Raw genomic sequence first — 15,865 nt, 5'->3', positions numbered from 1 at the left:
TCAGTCTTTCCAACCCTTATGTGGTTGTCGGGTTGTTTATAGGCGCGCTCCTGCCGTATCTCTTTGGGGCGATGGGTATGACGGCTGTGGGCCGTGCGGGTGGCCAGGTGGTCGAGGAAGTGCGGGCACAGTTCCGTGACAATCCTGGCATCATGGCAGGCACTTCAAAGCCGGATTATGCCCGTTCGGTTGACCTGCTGACCAAAACAGCGATCAAGGAAATGATTGTGCCAAGCCTCCTGCCGGTGGCTGCGCCGATTGTGACCTATTTCGTCATTGAAGCAATTGCGGGGCAGGCGGCTGCCTTTGCGGCGCTTGGTGCGCTACTGCTTGGCGTGATCGTTGGCGGGCTTTTCGTCGCGCTTTCCATGACCGCAGGGGGCGGCGCGTGGGATAACGCCAAAAAATACATCGAAGACGGCAACCACGGCGGCAAGGGCTCAGAAGCTCATAAAGCTGCGGTGACAGGCGACACTGTGGGGGACCCGTATAAGGATACGGCGGGCCCAGCGGTAAACCCGATGATCAAGATCACTAATATCGTGGCCTTGCTGTTGCTCGCGATGCTAGCGCATTAAACACAGCGTCATGTCCCAAAAAGAAAAGCCCCGGTTTTGCCGGGGCTTTTACTTTGTCTGGTAATCAATTGACACGTTTAACCGTTTGGTCCGCGTGTCTCGCCGGAACCCACAGGCGCAGCGCCTGAGAAGCGGCCTACGTTACCGAATATCTGTTGGAAAAAGTTCAGGTCACGGCCCCGGGTTGGTGTCTTATCGCCTACCGGGTTGACGTCGCGCATGGCAGACATGTCGAAATTCTGGACGTCACTGACGACACCGGCATCGTTGAAAGCAACCGCCATGACCCGGTGTTCCTTGGGGTCAGGCCAGAATACCGGGCGCACCCGAACGGTGGTGGAGACATAATACCATTTATTGTCGTTGAACGATGTTTTCACGGTAGGGGTACCAAGCGTTGATTCTACCGATTGGCGGTTATCAACGCCGGGCTGGATCGCATCCGCCAGCTGTTTGTCAAATACATACCCGCGAACCATGCGCGTATTGCCACACGCGGAGAGCGCGAGGCCGGCTACAAGGCAAAGAATAACTGGCTTGATTGTGCGGTTTTTTAACTGAGTTATCATCGTGTGAACCTACTTTCCGACAATTGCGGATCAACTCTTCCAGATGCCTTAATAGCCGCCAGCATTGCATGGTGCAAGGCTCCGTGTTAGAGCGACGGCAAATTAAGCATATCTTATGCCCGTATTTGCCTATTGGCGGAATGCGGCGATTTGGAGGAAAGCGCATGCTTGAGCGTCTGTTTCCCGGTTTCAGAAGTAAAAAAAGGGCCTATGGGCTATATGGCAAACTGGTAGCGCAGGCTCGCCAGCCAGAATTTTATACGACCTTTGACGTGGCCGATACGCTTGATGGCCGGTTCGACATGATCCTTATTCATATGTTCCTGCTGCAGAACCGGCTGGCGACAGACGGTGATGCAACCGCAAAACTACGCCGCCAGCTTCAGGAAGCCATGGTAGCGGATATGGATCGGTCGTTGCGTGAGATGGGTGTTGGGGACATGGGCATCGGTCGAGAAGTCAAAAAAATGGGCGTGGCCTGGTTCGGCCGCCTGAAGGCATACGCGGCTGCGGTGGAATCGGACGATGCGCAGGAAAACCTGACCGAAGCGGTTGCGCGTAATCTGTACAAGGTTGAAAATGCCGCAAAAGCGCCCGATATGGCTGCTTATATGATAACGGCGCGGGAAGCACTTGCTACCTGCAGCACTGCACAGATCGAGGCTCTTGAGTTTGAATTCCCTCATCCGGACCCAAGGGGGGAAGCTTCCATTGCCGAACAGTCCAAAGGAACAGACAATGAGTAAAGATATTTCGTTGACATTCTCTCTGGCGGTTTCCGAGGTCGATCGCGAAGGGCGTCGCTATCGCCTGAGGGCAAGTGAGGAAGAATGCAAAGCATTGGCAGGGCGATTTGACCTGGTTGATTTCAGCCGACTTGAGGCTGACGTCGAGGTCAAAGACAAAGGTGCAGAAGCAGGGATTGAGATCGCGGGTACCCTGGAAGCCGTATTGACACAGCGCTGCATCGTGACGCTTGATCCGGTAGCGGAGAGCATCAAAACAGACTTCACCCTGATGCTGGTAGAGCCCGAGATGGCAGACCGCATGGATGAGGAAGAGGTTTATCTCGACCCTGATGCGCCGGAATATGACGCGCTGGAAGGCGATAATATCCCGCTTGGAGAGATTATTGCGCAAACGGTTTCTATCAACATGGACCCTTATCCACGCGTTGAAGGTGCAGAGCTAAGTGTCGATAACAAAAAAGATATTTCGGTAAATGCGCCAGAAATGAAGAGACCTAATCCGTTCGCTGCGCTTGAGAAGCTGCGCAAGGAATCTTGAAGTAGCGATTAAATTCGTTATGGTCAGCCCCGTAAAGGTTCCCTGGTACGTGGGTTGAGGGCTTGTGCCGGGGCATATATAATATAAAGGCACGCCAACGTTTGAGATTGGATAATTATTCGTGGCAAGAGAAATTACCATTGCCGTTGATGCCATGGGGGGGGACCATGCACCTGGCATGGTCATAGAAGGCATTGCACAGGCGCGTAGACTTTTCCCGGGAACACGGTTCCATGTATACGGGGACGAGGCAAAAATCACACCGCTTCTTGATGCGCATCCGGAACTTGCGAAGGCTAGCGAGGTATTTCACACCGACGAGGTCGTCTCCAGTGACATGAAACCATCGCAGGCGCTCAGACGCGGGCGCCAGTCATCCATGGGGCTTGCTGTGCAGGCGGTCAAGGACGGCACGGCCGATGTGGCTATTTCCGCCGGTAATACCGGGGCGTTGATGGCGCTTGCCAAATTTATCCTGCGCACCATGCCGGGGATCGACCGGCCTGCGCTGATTTCACCGTTGCCGACCTTGCGGGGCGAGAGTGTGATGCTCGACCTTGGCGCGAACGTGGAATGCGATTCAGGCAACCTTGTGCAGTTTGCCATTATGGGGGCTGCTTATGTTCGCACGGTCTTGGGGCTTTCCAACCCGACAGTGGCGCTGCTCAATGTTGGTACTGAGGAACTCAAGGGCAAAGACAGTATCAAAGCAGCGGCGGACGTGCTGCGCGCGTCAGAGCACCTGCCGCTGGACTTTACCGGTTATGTTGAGGGCAACGATATTGGAGCAGGGGCCGTCGATGTTGTTGTGACCGACGGTTTCACCGGTAATGTGGCGCTCAAGATGGCGGAAGGCACAGCGCGGTTGATGCAGGAGCTTCTTGGCCGGGCGTTTCGGTCGTCTATGTCCACCAAGCTTGGTTATCTCCTGTCCCGCCATGGCCTGAGGTCTTTAAGGGACCACCTGGACCCGAACAACCATAATGGTGGTGTTTTCCTAGGCCTGAATGGCTTGGTTATGAAAAGCCATGGTGGTGCCAACGCTCACGGGTTTGCCTCTGCGGTCACGTCTGCGATTGATATGGCGCAAAATGACCTGATTCGTCTGATCAGCGAGGATCTTGGCCGAATCTCGGAGCCAGAAAGCACCACTGATGAAGAGGCGGGCGCCGCCTGAAGAGGGTAAAATGGTGCCGGAAAGTCACTTTGGCCGCCATTTTGTCCCACAATGTGTCAAAACTGTGCCATAAACCCTTCTAATTACACGTTAAAAACGTGCTGTAAGATTGACAGTGCGCCGGGCATGCTTTAGCTTTTTTTCAGGACGCAGTGACGTCCCTTCATTCAGCGGAGGCAGACATGAGCGACACGACACTTACTCGGGCAGACCTGACAGAAGCGGTCTATGAAGAAGTCGGCTTATCCAGGAACGAATCTGCTGACCTTGTCGAGGCTGTTCTCGAAGAGATTTCCGATCGCCTTGTTGACGGTGACAATGTGAAGATTTCGTCATTCGGCAGTTTCCTTGTACGCCAGAAAAACGGTCGCATGGGGCGCAACCCCAAAACGGGCGAAGAAGTGCCGATCGAGCCTCGTCGCGTTCTTGTCTTCCGTCCAAGCCAGGTCATGAAAGACCGTATTAACGCTTGACCTGAACGGAGATATCCGCGTGAACATGCCAGCAGACGACGGCCGTGACAGGCCGCGCGGCGAAAAGGGTCGCGAAGCGTTTCGGACCATTTCCGAAGTGGCGGACGAACTTGATTTGCCACAACATGTGCTCAGGTTCTGGGAAAGCAAGTTTTCCCAGATAAAACCACTCAAGCGTGGCGGCAATCGCCGCTACTACCGCCCTGATGACGTGACGCTTTTGCGCGCTATCAAGGCGCTGCTGCATGCCGACGGATACACCATCAAGGGCGTGCAAAAGCTTTTCAAGGCGCAGGGACTGAGAGCGACAGTGGCACAGGCGCTGGGACTTGACGATGAAACGGATGCTCCCGACGCAGTTGAAACCGCGGCTGAGGAAATATCCGACACTGTTGTGGAAGAGAAAGAAGGCGCGGAGCATGATGCTGCTGCGCTCAAGGACCTTTTGCGTGACCTCAAGGCAATCCGCGCAAAGCTGGACTAATCACGACTGCCTTTCGCATGCACCCTGTAGGCACAGCGCCGAGCGCCTTTGAGCATGTGTTCTTCGCGTTCGACGGTCGCTTCATTTTTGACCAGATCCTGAAACAGCTTCAGCTCCTTGCTGCAAAGGCCTGAACACACCTTGGCCGCTTCGCATACCGGGCAGTGGTTCTCCAGCAGCAGCAAGTCGCCATTGTCGGCCTCCTGAACTTCCGCCATATACCCCTCGCGCGTGCGTTCTTTCGCAATCACGTCCAACTTGTCCCTAAGGCTGTTGCCGGTGCCCTCGAATGCAGCGCGATAGCGTTCTCCCTGTTTGATCGTTCGGTGGCTGACAAGTTTATCCAGCGCCTCATCGCCCATGACCGCCTTGATGCTTTCAATCAGGTCAAGGGACAATTCCCGGTGCGCATCAGGGAAATAGACATCGGCCTTTTCCGTTAGCTCCCAATGTTTTGCCGGGCGTCCACGGCCTGAAGGCGTAGGGGTCACACAGCAGGCAACCGCACCTTCATCCTGAAGCTGATAAAGATGCTGCCTGACCGCCATCGGCGTCAGGTCAAGCGTTTTTGCCAGCTCGTCGGCACGCGCATCGCCGCGGCGCTTCAACTCGGTCAAAATGGTTTCGCGGGTGGTTGCCATGGGTCCTCGGACTGTTGCTTTAATTGTATCTTTCTTTTTCTAAATAAAAACCTTGCGTAAATCAAGCGTTGTCCTATATGTGAATTATTAAAGTAAAAACTTTATAAAATAGGAGGCGGCGATGAACCGCGAATTAATGTGGATTGAATACAGCGAGATCCGGTCCGAGATGCAAAAGCGAGGAGAAGAACCATGGGCACCGATCAAAACACGCAAGATCAATGTGGCAAAAATCTTGTCAATTTGGGGCCTGTGCCGGAACTGGCGGCAAAGGGGCGTGCTGTCCTGAAGGTTGAGGGGCGGCAGATCGCACTTTTTGAAACCGAAGGCGGTCTCTTTGCCATCAATAACCGCTGCCCGCATGAGGGCTATCCGCTCAGTGAAGGCAGTCTCAAGAAGGGCTGCCAGCTTGCCTGCAACTGGCATGGCTGGACCTTTGACCTGAAGTCGGGCGAGGCCACACAGGGCCGCGACGCCGTGAAAACCTACCCGGTTGCGCGTGTGCGGGGTGATATCCTGATAGACCTGACCCCCGTGCCTTTGTCTGTTCGCCGCACCAAAGCCTATGACGAACTTGATGAGGCCGTGCTGGAACATGACTATGAGCGTATCGCCCGGTCACTTGCCCGTCTTGAAGCGGCAGGCGAGGGAACAGAGCCCGTCATTCGCCATGTCATCGTCTTCAGCCTCGGCAAGTTTGAGCGTGGTTTTGGCCATGCCTTTGCGGGCCTCGCCGACTGGCTCGCACTGTCGGACGGTTTGAATGAAGGCACGCGGCGCACCGCGCTACTGGAGGCCATCGGCCATATCTCGTGGGATATCCTGATGGACGCAGGGAAAGCTTTTGCGCCCTCCACAAAACGCTGGAACGCAAAAGCCTGCACGGCAGCGCTTGAAGACATGAAGGAGGCGGAGGCCAACGCTTATGTACGCGGTGCGTTTGCAGAGGGGCTTGGGTTTGATGCCGTGGCCCCGGTGTTCATGCAGGTTATCATGGCGCATTATGCCGGGTTCGGTCATCCGGCCATATACCTGATGAAGGCCGAAGAACTTATCGCGCGGCTGGGTGAAGAGGTGGCGGAACCGCTCGCACTGCAGCTCGCGCGGTACCTGTGTTATGCCGCGCGGGAGGACCTGATCCCCGAATTCAGGGCCTTTGCCGACTATATTGTGTTGGCGCCCGGCACGGTACCCGCGCCGACACCGACGTGCCTTTCGGGCCAGTCGGTGCGGCAGGTGATGGCTCTGACCTCAGCTTCAAGTGCAAATGCACAGGATATGTGGCAGGCGCTGCTGGCCGCCAGCGCCATCAACATGCTGCGTTTTGACACCGCGCGCCAGCATCGCACCGCACAGCCCATCGCACAAAATATTGGCTGGCTTGATTTTACCCACGCCATCACCTTCGCCGAGTCAGTTCACCACCATGCAAGCAAGGACCCAGCGCTGTGGCAGTCGGCCCTGATGCAGATGGCCGCTTTTGTGGGGCGCAACGCAGGCGACTTGGCCACTGACCTTGACGAGCGCTGGTTTGTGACCGATACAGCGGCCTTCTTCGCGGCCGAGCGTACAAAGCTCACCAACATGGACGAAGGGGATTATATCTTCGCCGTGCACCGGTTGAAGATGTTGCGCGCCAGCGAGGCGCTTGTGGCGCTGGTAAACGCGGAAACTGCCAAGCTGTTAACCGCCGCGCTTAACCGCTACCTGAGCGCCGATGTGCGCCAGCGTCACCCCGTGCGCACGGCCTTTCAGGCTTGGCAGACTGTAGCGCGTGAGGGCTGAGCGGCACACGGCTGATTTTTGGAAAAAAGCTGGTTGCGCGGGTGAATTCCCTTGGCTATAGTCCGCGCCACCCAATACCCCGGTAGCAAATATACTTTTCGGGAAGTAGCGCAGCCTGGTAGCGCATCACACTGGGGGTGTGGGGGTCGCAGGTTCAAATCCTGTCTTCCCGACCATAAAGAAACCGCTGTATCCATACGGGTGCAGTGGTTTTTTTGTTGGGTCGTCGCGAGCACCTGCATTCCCCTCTTGCGATTTTGTTGCACTGCAGTAAAGTGCGGCGCATGTTGTGGCGCTGCACAAAATAGATAAGGCTGCCATGACGTTACGAAGGGAGGGAAGGTCGCGTGCCGGAGATATTGCTCTACAGCTTGCCGCTTTTGGGCGCCGGGCTTGTTGCCGGTTTTCTGGCTGGCCTTCTGGGTATTGGTGGCGGCATTGTCACCATCCCCGCGCTTTTCCTTGTCTATGGTGAAATTGGCGTGCCGCATGAGTGGCGCATGCATGTTGCGATCGCCACCTCGCTCACCATCATTATCGCCACCAACCTGTCATCAGTTTACGCTCACCACCGGAAGGGTGGGGTAGACTGGTCGATTGTCAAAGACTGGGTCTGGGTCATCGCTATAGGCGCGGTCGCGGGCAGCTTTTTTGCCAAAACGTTGAAAACTGCCGAACTGGTATATTTCTTTGCCACTCTTGCCGCGTTCCTTGCGGCCAAGATGCTGCTGCCGCTGGAGCGGTGGAAGCTGGGAGACGCCTTGCCGGGTGGGGTCTGGCGCTTTATCGGGCCGGGGCTGATTGGCTTTTTCTCTGCGGTGATGGGCATCGGTGGTGGCAGTTTTTCGGTACCTTATATGACGCTATACGGTGTGGTGATATACCGCGCCGTGGGTACAGCGTCGCTCATTGGCCTTGTGATCAGTGTAGCGGCGGGCTTCGGCTACCTGATTGGTGGCTGGGGTGTGGAAGGGTTGCCGGATGGCATGGCGGGATTTATTCATCTGCCGTCGGCCGCAGTGGTGGCGATTGCCGCCGTGATTATGGCACCGGTTGGTGCTAAAGTGGCGCACCGGCTGCCCAAACGGGCGCTGAGCATCGCCTTTGGTGTATTTCTGGTGCTGGCGACCATTCGGCTCGTCAGCGCGGTCTGAGAGTAAGGGAAGGGCTGAGTATGGCGGATGATAGCTTGAAACTGGCAAACGGGTTTGACGCCGCCAGCGACGACGCATGGCGGGCGCTGGTGGACAAGACACTGGGCGGCAAACCGTTCGACAAGGTGATGAAAAGCCGTTCCTATGACGGTATTGAGATCAACGCGCTTTACACCAAAGACAACGCACGCATCGCGCCGCAAGCCAGTGCGCGCGCGGGTGGCTGGACCATCACATCTCCACACTGGAACCCTGACCCTGCAGCGATGAACGCGGAGATGCTGGAAGATCTCGAGCGCGGTGTGGAAGCGCTTGCCATCCGTGTAGAGGCTGGGCATGCGCCGGGCGTGAAGATAGCAGACCTCAGGCGCGCGCTTGATGGTGTGTACCTCAACATGGCGCGCTTTTACCTTATCCCTGGTGAAGAGTATGAGGCTGCTAGCCATGAGATGCTGTCGGTTCTACGAGACTATCCGGCGGCGGAGGCGGACGAGTTCCACGGCAACTTGGGTTGTGACCCGCTTGGCACCCTGTCGCAGACCGGTCGCCTGAAGGAAAGCGCTGAGGATGCACTGGCCAGGATGGCAGGCGTTGCCGCCAGCAAGCCGGAAGGCTGGCAGAATGTCAGGGCCATCCGCGCTGACGCGAGTGTCTATCATAATGCGGGTGCCACTGAGGCGCAGGAGCTGGCGTGCATGCTGGCCACCGTTGCAGCCTATATACGCGCGACAGATGGGCAGGGCGCAGACATTGAACCTGTGCTGGCAGCCGACGCTGACATCTTCTTGGGGATGGCAAAGTTTCGCGCGGCGGGCCGCCTGCTGGCACAGGTCTACGATGCTTTTGGCGAAAAATACCATGGCTGTCTGCATGCCGTGACCAGCCTGCGTATGATGACCATCAACGACCCGTGGGTGAATATCCTGCGCGGCACGGCGGCCACCTTTGCTGCAGGCGTCGGTGGTGCATCGGCGGTTAGTGTGTTGCCGCACGATACCATGCTGGGCCTGAGTGGTCGGTCCGCACGTCGTATTGCCCGGAACATCCAGATCATGCTGCAGGAAGAAAGTGGCCTTACCGGCCCTCAGGACCCGGCAGCGGGAGCTTTCTCTATTGAAAGTCTTACATCAGAATTTTGTGATAAGGCATGGGAATTATTTCAAAATATCGAGAAACATGGTGGCATGGTTTCGGGGCTGCGCTCCGGCTTCATCCAGAATATGGTGGCCGGTGCATGGGCGGAGCGCAAGGTCAATATCGCCAAGCGCAAAGATGCCATTACCGGGGTTTCCGAGTTTCCGGATATCCATGAAAAGCCACTGATAAATGTTGGCGAGACGCCGGCGATACCCATGGATGTTCCTGCCGCAGGAGAAGAAATCACCCCGGTGCCGTTCCACCGTTTGGCGGAAGGTTTTGAGGCACTGCGTGCGCGTTCCGACGCCATGCTGGCAGCCTCAGGCAAGCGCCCGCAGGTGTTTATCGGGGGGCTTGGCAGTGTGGCCGATTTCACCGCCCGTGCCACCTTTGCCAAAAGCTTTTTTGAGGCCGGTGGTATTGAAGCTGTCACCAGCGGTGGTTTCGATGACGTGGCAATGCTCAAGGCAGCCTTCAGCGACAGCGGCGCGCGCTTTGTGGTGATCTGCGGCACAGACAGCCAGTATGAGACACTGGGCCTCAAGGCCGCTGAAATGCTGAAAGCGGCGGGTGCGGATCATATATACCTTGCCGGCCGCGCCGAGGATACCTTGACGGCGGCAGGCGTGGACGAATTTATCTATATGGGGGCAGATGTGCTCGACACACTCGCCCGAGCCTATAGCTTGATGGGAGGCGACAGATGAGCCGGAACCCCGATTTTACCAAAATACCCTTTCAGGCCATTGAATCCGGGCAGATAGAAGCGTCTGAGGGCCGCCTGACACCGGAAGGCATCCAGATCAAAGGTCATTACGGGCCGGACGATGTGGCCGACCTTGATTTCCTTGACACCCGCCCCGGCATTGCCCCCTTCCTCAGGGGGCCGTACCCCACCATGTATGTGCAGCGGCCCTGGACCGTGCGGCAATATGCCGGTTTCTCCACCGCTGAGGACAGCAACGCCTTTTACCGTCGCAACCTTGCGGCAGGGCAAAAGGGTTTGTCCGTCGCGTTTGACCTTGCGACTCACCGCGGCTATGACAGCGACCACCCGCGCGTGACCGGCGACGTGGGCATGGCCGGTGTGGCGATCGACAGCATCTATGACATGCGCACGCTGTTTGACGGTATCCCGCTTGATCAGATGTCGGTCTCAATGACCATGAACGGTGCTGTGTTGCCGATTCTGGCGCTTTATATTGTCGCCGCTGAGGAGCAGGGCGTCAGCCCGGACAAGCTCGCTGGCACGATCCAGAATGATATTCTCAAGGAATTCATGGTGCGGAACACCTATATCTTCCCGCCCACGCCGTCGATGCGCATCATCTCCGACATTTTTGCTTATACGTCGTCGAATATGCCCAAGTTCAACTCGATCTCCATTTCCGGTTATCATATGCAGGAAGCGGGCGCGACGGCGGACCTTGAGCTGGCATACACGCTGGCGGATGGGGTGGAATATATCCGTTCGGGCATTGCCGCAGGCATGAGCGTGGACGCCTTTGCCCCGCGCCTCAGCTTCTTCTGGGCCATCGGCATGAATTATTTCATGGAAGTCGCCAAGATGCGGGCGGCGCGCATGCTATGGGCCAAACTTGTGAAGCAATTTGAGCCGAAGAACCCAAAATCGCTATCCTTGCGCACACACTGCCAGACATCGGGCTGGTCGCTGACCGCGCAGGATGTGTTCAACAACGTTGGCCGTACTTGTATTGAGGCGATGGCGGCTGCGCACGGCCATACACAAAGCCTGCACACCAATGCGCTGGATGAGGCGCTGGCATTGCCGACCGATTTTTCGGCGCGTATTGCCCGCAATACCCAACTGTTTATCCAGCAGGAGACCGGGACCAACAAGCTGATCGACCCATGGGGCGGCAGTTACTATGTGGAAAGACTGACAGCCGACCTCGCTGCAAAGGCTTGGGGCCATATTGAAGAAGTCGAGCGCGAAGGCGGCATGGCCAAGGCAATCGAGGCAGGCATTCCGAAACTTCGCATCGAGGACGCCGCTGCGCGCACACAGGCGCGCATCGATAGTGGCCGCCAGACAGTTGTGGGCGTGAACAAATACCAGCTTGATGAGACAGAAGAGGTTGATGTCCTCAAGGTGGACAATAGCGCCGTGCGCGCCGCCCAGCTTGAAAAACTCAGGCGACTGAAGGCATCACGCGATGGTGGCGAGGTCGCCCGGCAGCTTGACGGCTTGACGAAAGCGGCGGAAACGGGAGAGGGTAACCTGCTTGCGCTTGCCGTGGACGCAGCGCGTGCCAAAGCGACGGTGGGCGAGATCACCACCGCGCTGGAGAAGATTTACGGGCGTCACAAGGCGGAGATCAGGGCTGTGACAGGCGTGTACAAGGCAGAAGTGGGCAAGAACAACCCGGCGGTCAAGCGCGTGCATGCGCTGGTTGACGCGTTTGAAACCAACGACGGCCGCCGTCCGCGCATTCTTGTCGCCAAGATGGGGCAGGACGGCCATGATCGGGGTCAGAAGGTCATCGCCTCCGCCTTTGCTGACCTGGGCTTTGACGTTGATATCGGTCCCTTATTCCAGACCCCGGCGGAAGCCGCGCGGCAGGCGGTCGAGAATGACGTGCACATAATCGGCGCGTCGTCGCTAGCCGCCGGTCACCTGACGCTCGTGCCGGAGCTTAAGGCTGAACTCAAGAAGCTGGGCCGTGAGGACATCATGATTGTCGCGGGCGGTGTGATCCCGCCGCAGGACTATGACGCGCTGCGCGCTGCGGGCGCGGAGGCTATTTTCCCGCCGGGCACAGTGATTGCTGATGCGGCCGGGGAATTGATTGAAAAGTTGAACGCGCGACTTGGTTACGCGCACGCCGCTGAATAGGGGGCTTTGTGACACAAGTGGTGAAGCAGCCTGGCGTTGATGAGCTCTATGACGGCGTGCGCGCAGGCAACCGCGCGTTGATCGGCCGCGCGATCACGCTTATTGAAAGCCGTAACCCGGCGCATCAGCAGAAAGCACAGCAACTGTTGCACAAGCTGCTGCCCCATGCGGGTGGTGCGCAGCGGGTGGGTATTTCAGGCGTGCCGGGTGTGGGCAAATCCACTTTCATTGAAAAGCTTGGCATGTGGCTGGTGGACGAGGGCAACAGGGTCGCCGTACTGGCCGTAGACCCTTCCAGTGGCCGCACAGGCGGCTCTATCCTCGGCGATAAAACCCGTATGGAACAGCTTTCGGCGTGTGAAAAAGCCTTCATTCGTCCAAGCCCCAGCGCTGGCGTGCTGGGCGGTGTGGCCCGTGCCACGCGGGAAACAATGATGGTGCTGGAAGCCGCCGGCTTTGATGTGGTGCTGGTTGAAACTGTTGGCACCGGCCAGTCGGAAACCATGGTCGCTGATATGGTGGACTTTTTCCTCGTCCTGATGCTGCCCGGCGCGGGCGACGAACTTCAGGGCATAAAAAAGGGCATCCTTGAACTTGCCGACATGGTGGCGATCAACAAGGCGGATATCTTCGCAGAAAAACTCAAGCAGGCGGTACGGGAGTACAAATCTGCGCTGCATATCCTCACCGATGCCAGCCCAAGTTGGCACCCTCCTGTGGTGACATGCTCGGGTCTCAAGGGTGACGGCGTGCCGGAGCTATGGGGACAGGTCGAGAAGCACTCACGTATCATGAGCGAGAGCGGTGAGCGTAAAGCACGCCGGACCGAACAGAGACTGACGTGGCTGGATACGCAGGTGCGTGACCGCCTGCTGCAACGTTTTTATAACGACGATGCCGTCAAGGCCGAATTGCCGAGCCTCAGGGAGAAGGTTAAGCAAGGTGACATAACCGTCTCCGCCGCAGCCGATAAGCTCTTGTCTCTGCTGAAATAAGCTAGCAGAGCCCGAGAACAGGCTATTGGGGGTTGCGTTCGATGAGATCCCACAAATTTCCGTAGAGATCTTCAAACACAGCGACAGTGCCATATTCCTCGACCTTTTTCGGGCGGGAAACCTTTACGCCAGCTGCTAGATATTCCTGATAATCCCGGTCGAAATTGTCGGTCTCCAGGAAGAGGAAAACCCGCCCGCCGGTCTGTTTGCCAACGGCCTTACGCTCGGCGGGATTCTTGGCCTTCGCCAATAGCAGCCTGCAGCCTGCATCCCCTTTGGGGGCTACAACAACCCAGCGTTTGCCAGGCCGTGGGCTGTCTTCAACTAATTCGAAACCGAGTTTTTCTGTGTAAAACTCAATGGCCTCATCATAATCGGCAACAACAAGGCTGACGAGGGCAATGTGCTTTGTCATGTATTGTCCTTACTCAAAACTCTGATCAGGACCGCTTTATAGCGGCCCAATCATAGAAACTCACCCGTTCACCAGCTTTGCCACAATCGGGGCTGGCAAGTTCTACAAACAAGGGTGCAATGTCGGATGGTGTTGGCAAGGTGCTGGCGTCTTCGCCCGGTACTGCCCTTGTACGCATGTCGGTGGCGATGGGACCGGGATCAACAAGGTTCACCTTCACGTTAGAAATTCTGCTTTCAGCGGAATAGGTTAGCGCCAATTCCTCAACGGCTGCCTTAGTGACGGCATACCCACCCCAGTGGGGCTTGTGTTTGCCAGCAGCGCCAGAGGTCACGAAAATTGCCCGACCTGCGTCAGATTGCTTCAGAAGCGGGTCCATGGAGCGGATCAGGCGCCAGTTGGCGGTGACATTAATGTCCATCAACTCTGCCCAGTCCTTGACCCCGATGTGCCCAAGGGGCGAGATCGGGCCAAGGATGCCAGCGTTGCCGACCAGAATATCTAGTTTGCCCCAGCGTTCATAGATCGCACCGCCAAGGCGGTCGATGGCGTCGAAGTCGCGCAGGTCCATGGGGACAAGCGTACAGGCCCGACCTTTAGCGGCGATCTCATCATCAAGCTCTTCAAGGGCGCCCTGGCTGCGGGTGCGCGCTACAGCAATGATGTCTGCGCCAGCATCAGCAAGGGCAAGAGCGACAGCCTTGCCAATACCGCGGGATGCGCCGGTAACAAGAGCCCGGCGGCCTTGAAGGATTTTACTCATGGATCAAGCCCCTGTGGATGCGATGAGATCGAGTTGGTTGTCGTTGCGCTCAGTCTCGGACTGATCCGTCAGCACGGTGGGATAGTCCCCCGTAAAGCAGGCGTCGCAGAAGGCCGGACATTTATTGTTTCGACCGTCTGGCAGGTTGACCGCGCGGTAAAGCCCGTCAATCGAGAGAAAGGCTAGGGTATCTGCGCCGATATGCTGGCGCATGGCCTCAATATCCATACGGGCGGCCAGAAGCTTGCTACGCTCGGGCGTATCCACACCGTAGAAACAGCTGTGTGCTGTTGGCGGCGATGCGATACGCATGTGTACTTCGGTCGCTCCCGCTTCGCGCATCATGTTGACGATTTTCATCGACGTCGTGCCGCGCACGATGCTGTCGTCTACAAGGATAATGCGTTTGCCTTCGATGTGCCATCGGTTGGCGTTGTGCTTCAGCTTCACGCCAAAGTGGCGAATCTGGTCGCTTGGCTCAATGAAGGTGCGGCCCACATAGTGGTTGCGGATAATACCGAGTTCAAACGGAATACCTGATTCTTGTGCGTAGCCGATGGCGGCTGGCGTGCCGCTGTCGGGAACCGGGATAACAAGGTCGGCGTCCACGCCGTTTTCCTGCGCCAGCTCCGCACCAATGCGCTTCCTGACTTCATAGACACTCATATGATCCATGTAGCTATCAGGGCGGGCGAAATAGACATGCTCAAAAATACACGGGCGAGGATGCTCCTCGGGGAAGGGTTTGTGGCTTTTGATGCCGTCGCTTGTGATGATTACAAGCTCGCCGGGCTCGATGTCGCGCACATAGTCGGCACCAATGATATCAAGCGCACAGGTCTCCGAGCACATGATATAAGCATCATCCAGTTTGCCCAGTACCAGGGGGCGTACGCCCATGGGATCACGCACGCCGATCAGGCCTTCCTTGGTCAGCGATACCAGTGAATAGGCACCTTCAATCTGGCGCAGGGCATCAATGAAGCGGTCCATAAGCGTGCGGTAGCGGCTCATGGCAATTAGGTGAATGATGACCTCGGAATCCGATGTGGACTGGAAGATGGAGCCACGCTGCACGAGAGATTTCCTCAGGTGCGTTGCGTTCGTGAGGTTACCGTTGTGGGCGACGGCAAAGCCGCCGGACGAAAACTCAGCAAACAGCGGCTGGCAGTTGCGCAGCATCGTGTCGCCGGTCGTGGAGTATCGGGTATGCCCAATGGCCGCGGAACCGGGCAGGCTGTCGATCACTTCCTTGCTGGTGAAGTTATCGGCGACATGGCCGAGCACACGTTTGGTGGCGAAGTTTTCACCGTCGAAGGCGGTTATTCCTGCGGCTTCTTGCCCCCGGTGCTGCAGAGCGTGCAGGCCGAGTGTACAGTGAGCGGTTGCGTCGGGGGTGCCGAAGATGCCGAATACGCCACATTCTTCATGCAGCTTGTCGTCATCAAAGGGATTGGTGGTGAATTCAGGATGCTTCATGGCTATTCGTCATTCCTGCCTTGGGCGTGGTGCTTTGGTGTGTTGCACGCCCCGTATATCGCCTGAGAAGA

16 protein-coding genes and 1 tRNA gene are annotated in these 15,865 nt (G+C 57.1%); 12 read left to right on the top strand and 5 right to left on the bottom strand.

Features of this window, described 5'->3' with window-relative positions; genetic code table 11:
- Positions 1-578: sodium/proton-translocating pyrophosphatase (locus ACN0VM_RS01365; protein WP_417449023.1), on the top strand; the 578-nt coding region annotated here is incomplete at its 5' end.
- Between the two features lie 77 nt (positions 579-655).
- Here ACN0VM_RS01365 and ACN0VM_RS01360 read toward each other — a convergent pair.
- Positions 656-1,147 (bottom strand): outer membrane protein assembly factor BamE, encoded by a 492-nt coding sequence (locus tag ACN0VM_RS01360; RefSeq protein ID WP_417449022.1) that lies wholly within the window; start codon positions 1,145-1,147, stop codon positions 656-658.
- A 164-nt stretch (positions 1,148-1,311) separates the two neighbouring features.
- Here ACN0VM_RS01360 and ACN0VM_RS01355 point away from each other — a divergent pair, with 164 nt between their 5' ends.
- The 5 genes from ACN0VM_RS01355 to ACN0VM_RS01335 all read left to right on the top strand — a co-directional run bounded on the left by ACN0VM_RS01355 (position 1,312) and on the right by ACN0VM_RS01335 (position 4,568).
- Entirely contained in the window at positions 1,312-1,893 is a 582-nt protein-coding gene (locus ACN0VM_RS01355) for a ubiquinol-cytochrome C chaperone family protein (RefSeq protein ID WP_417449021.1), read from the top strand.
- Complete coding sequence (locus ACN0VM_RS01350; RefSeq protein WP_417449020.1) at positions 1,886-2,434, top strand: YceD family protein; 549 nt, start codon at positions 1,886-1,888, stop codon at positions 2,432-2,434. Before ACN0VM_RS01355 ends, ACN0VM_RS01350 begins: the two co-directional genes overlap by 8 nt.
- Before the next feature lie 121 nt (positions 2,435-2,555).
- Positions 2,556-3,611: a phosphate acyltransferase PlsX gene (gene plsX / locus ACN0VM_RS01345; protein ID WP_417449019.1), complete on the top strand. Its 1,056-nt coding sequence runs from the start codon at positions 2,556-2,558 to the stop codon at positions 3,609-3,611.
- Positions 3,612-3,793: 182 nt separating this feature from the next.
- Positions 3,794-4,084 (top strand): integration host factor subunit alpha, encoded by a 291-nt coding sequence (locus tag ACN0VM_RS01340; RefSeq protein WP_417449018.1) that lies wholly within the window; start codon positions 3,794-3,796, stop codon positions 4,082-4,084.
- A gap of 25 nt (positions 4,085-4,109) precedes the next feature.
- Positions 4,110-4,568, top strand: a complete 459-nt coding sequence (locus tag ACN0VM_RS01335; RefSeq protein WP_417449036.1) for a MerR family transcriptional regulator — start codon at positions 4,110-4,112, stop codon at positions 4,566-4,568.
- Here ACN0VM_RS01335 and ACN0VM_RS01330 read toward each other — a convergent pair.
- A complete protein-coding gene (locus tag ACN0VM_RS01330) occupies positions 4,565-5,209 on the bottom strand; it encodes a helix-turn-helix transcriptional regulator (protein ID WP_417449017.1) in 645 nt (214 codons plus the stop codon). The two genes, ACN0VM_RS01335 and ACN0VM_RS01330, sit on opposite strands and share 4 nt — an antisense overlap.
- Before the next feature lie 192 nt (positions 5,210-5,401).
- Between ACN0VM_RS01330 and ACN0VM_RS01325 the strand changes: the two genes are divergently transcribed.
- From ACN0VM_RS01325 to meaB, 6 genes are all read left to right on the top strand, one after another.
- Positions 5,402-6,994 (top strand): Rieske (2Fe-2S) protein, encoded by a 1,593-nt coding sequence (locus ACN0VM_RS01325; RefSeq protein WP_417449016.1) that lies wholly within the window; start codon positions 5,402-5,404, stop codon positions 6,992-6,994.
- 99 nt (positions 6,995-7,093) lie between these two features.
- Positions 7,094-7,170: transfer RNA gene (locus ACN0VM_RS01320), tRNA-Pro, on the top strand.
- A 171-nt stretch (positions 7,171-7,341) separates the two neighbouring features.
- Positions 7,342-8,148 (top strand): sulfite exporter TauE/SafE family protein, encoded by an 807-nt coding sequence (locus ACN0VM_RS01315; RefSeq protein WP_417449015.1) that lies wholly within the window; start codon positions 7,342-7,344, stop codon positions 8,146-8,148.
- Between the two features lie 20 nt (positions 8,149-8,168).
- Complete coding sequence (locus tag ACN0VM_RS01310; RefSeq protein WP_417449014.1) at positions 8,169-9,992, top strand: methylmalonyl-CoA mutase family protein; 1,824 nt, start codon at positions 8,169-8,171, stop codon at positions 9,990-9,992.
- Positions 9,989-12,142, top strand: coding sequence for a methylmalonyl-CoA mutase (gene scpA / locus ACN0VM_RS01305; RefSeq protein ID WP_417449013.1), 2,154 nt, complete (start codon positions 9,989-9,991; stop codon positions 12,140-12,142). The genes ACN0VM_RS01310 and scpA overlap by 4 nt, the downstream gene beginning before the upstream one ends.
- Positions 12,143-12,159: 17 nt before the next feature.
- On the top strand, positions 12,160-13,137 hold the full coding sequence (gene meaB / locus ACN0VM_RS01300; RefSeq protein WP_417449035.1) for a methylmalonyl Co-A mutase-associated GTPase MeaB: 978 nt from the start codon (positions 12,160-12,162) through the stop codon (positions 13,135-13,137).
- Between the two features lie 22 nt (positions 13,138-13,159).
- Here meaB and ACN0VM_RS01295 read toward each other — a convergent pair whose 3' ends face one another.
- The 3 genes from ACN0VM_RS01295 to purF are packed head-to-tail and all read right to left on the bottom strand — an operon-like array spanning position 13,160 to position 15,794.
- Positions 13,160-13,552 carry a VOC family protein gene (locus tag ACN0VM_RS01295; RefSeq protein WP_417449012.1) on the bottom strand — a complete coding sequence of 131 codons (393 nt, stop codon included), beginning with the start codon at positions 13,550-13,552 and terminating at the stop codon, positions 13,160-13,162.
- Between the two features lie 25 nt (positions 13,553-13,577).
- Entirely contained in the window at positions 13,578-14,315 is a 738-nt protein-coding gene (locus ACN0VM_RS01290) for an SDR family NAD(P)-dependent oxidoreductase (RefSeq protein WP_417449011.1), read from the bottom strand.
- Between the two features lie 3 nt (positions 14,316-14,318).
- Positions 14,319-15,794 (bottom strand): amidophosphoribosyltransferase, encoded by a 1,476-nt coding sequence (gene purF, locus ACN0VM_RS01285; RefSeq protein ID WP_417449010.1) that lies wholly within the window; start codon positions 15,792-15,794, stop codon positions 14,319-14,321.
- Positions 15,795-15,865: the final 71 nt, after the last annotated feature.

The sequence above is a fragment of the Kordiimonas sp. genome, from assembly GCF_048260245.1.
Taxonomy (GTDB): Bacteria; Pseudomonadota; Alphaproteobacteria; order Sphingomonadales; family Kordiimonadaceae; genus Kordiimonas.
This window is presented reverse-complemented; position numbering and strand designations above follow the sequence as displayed.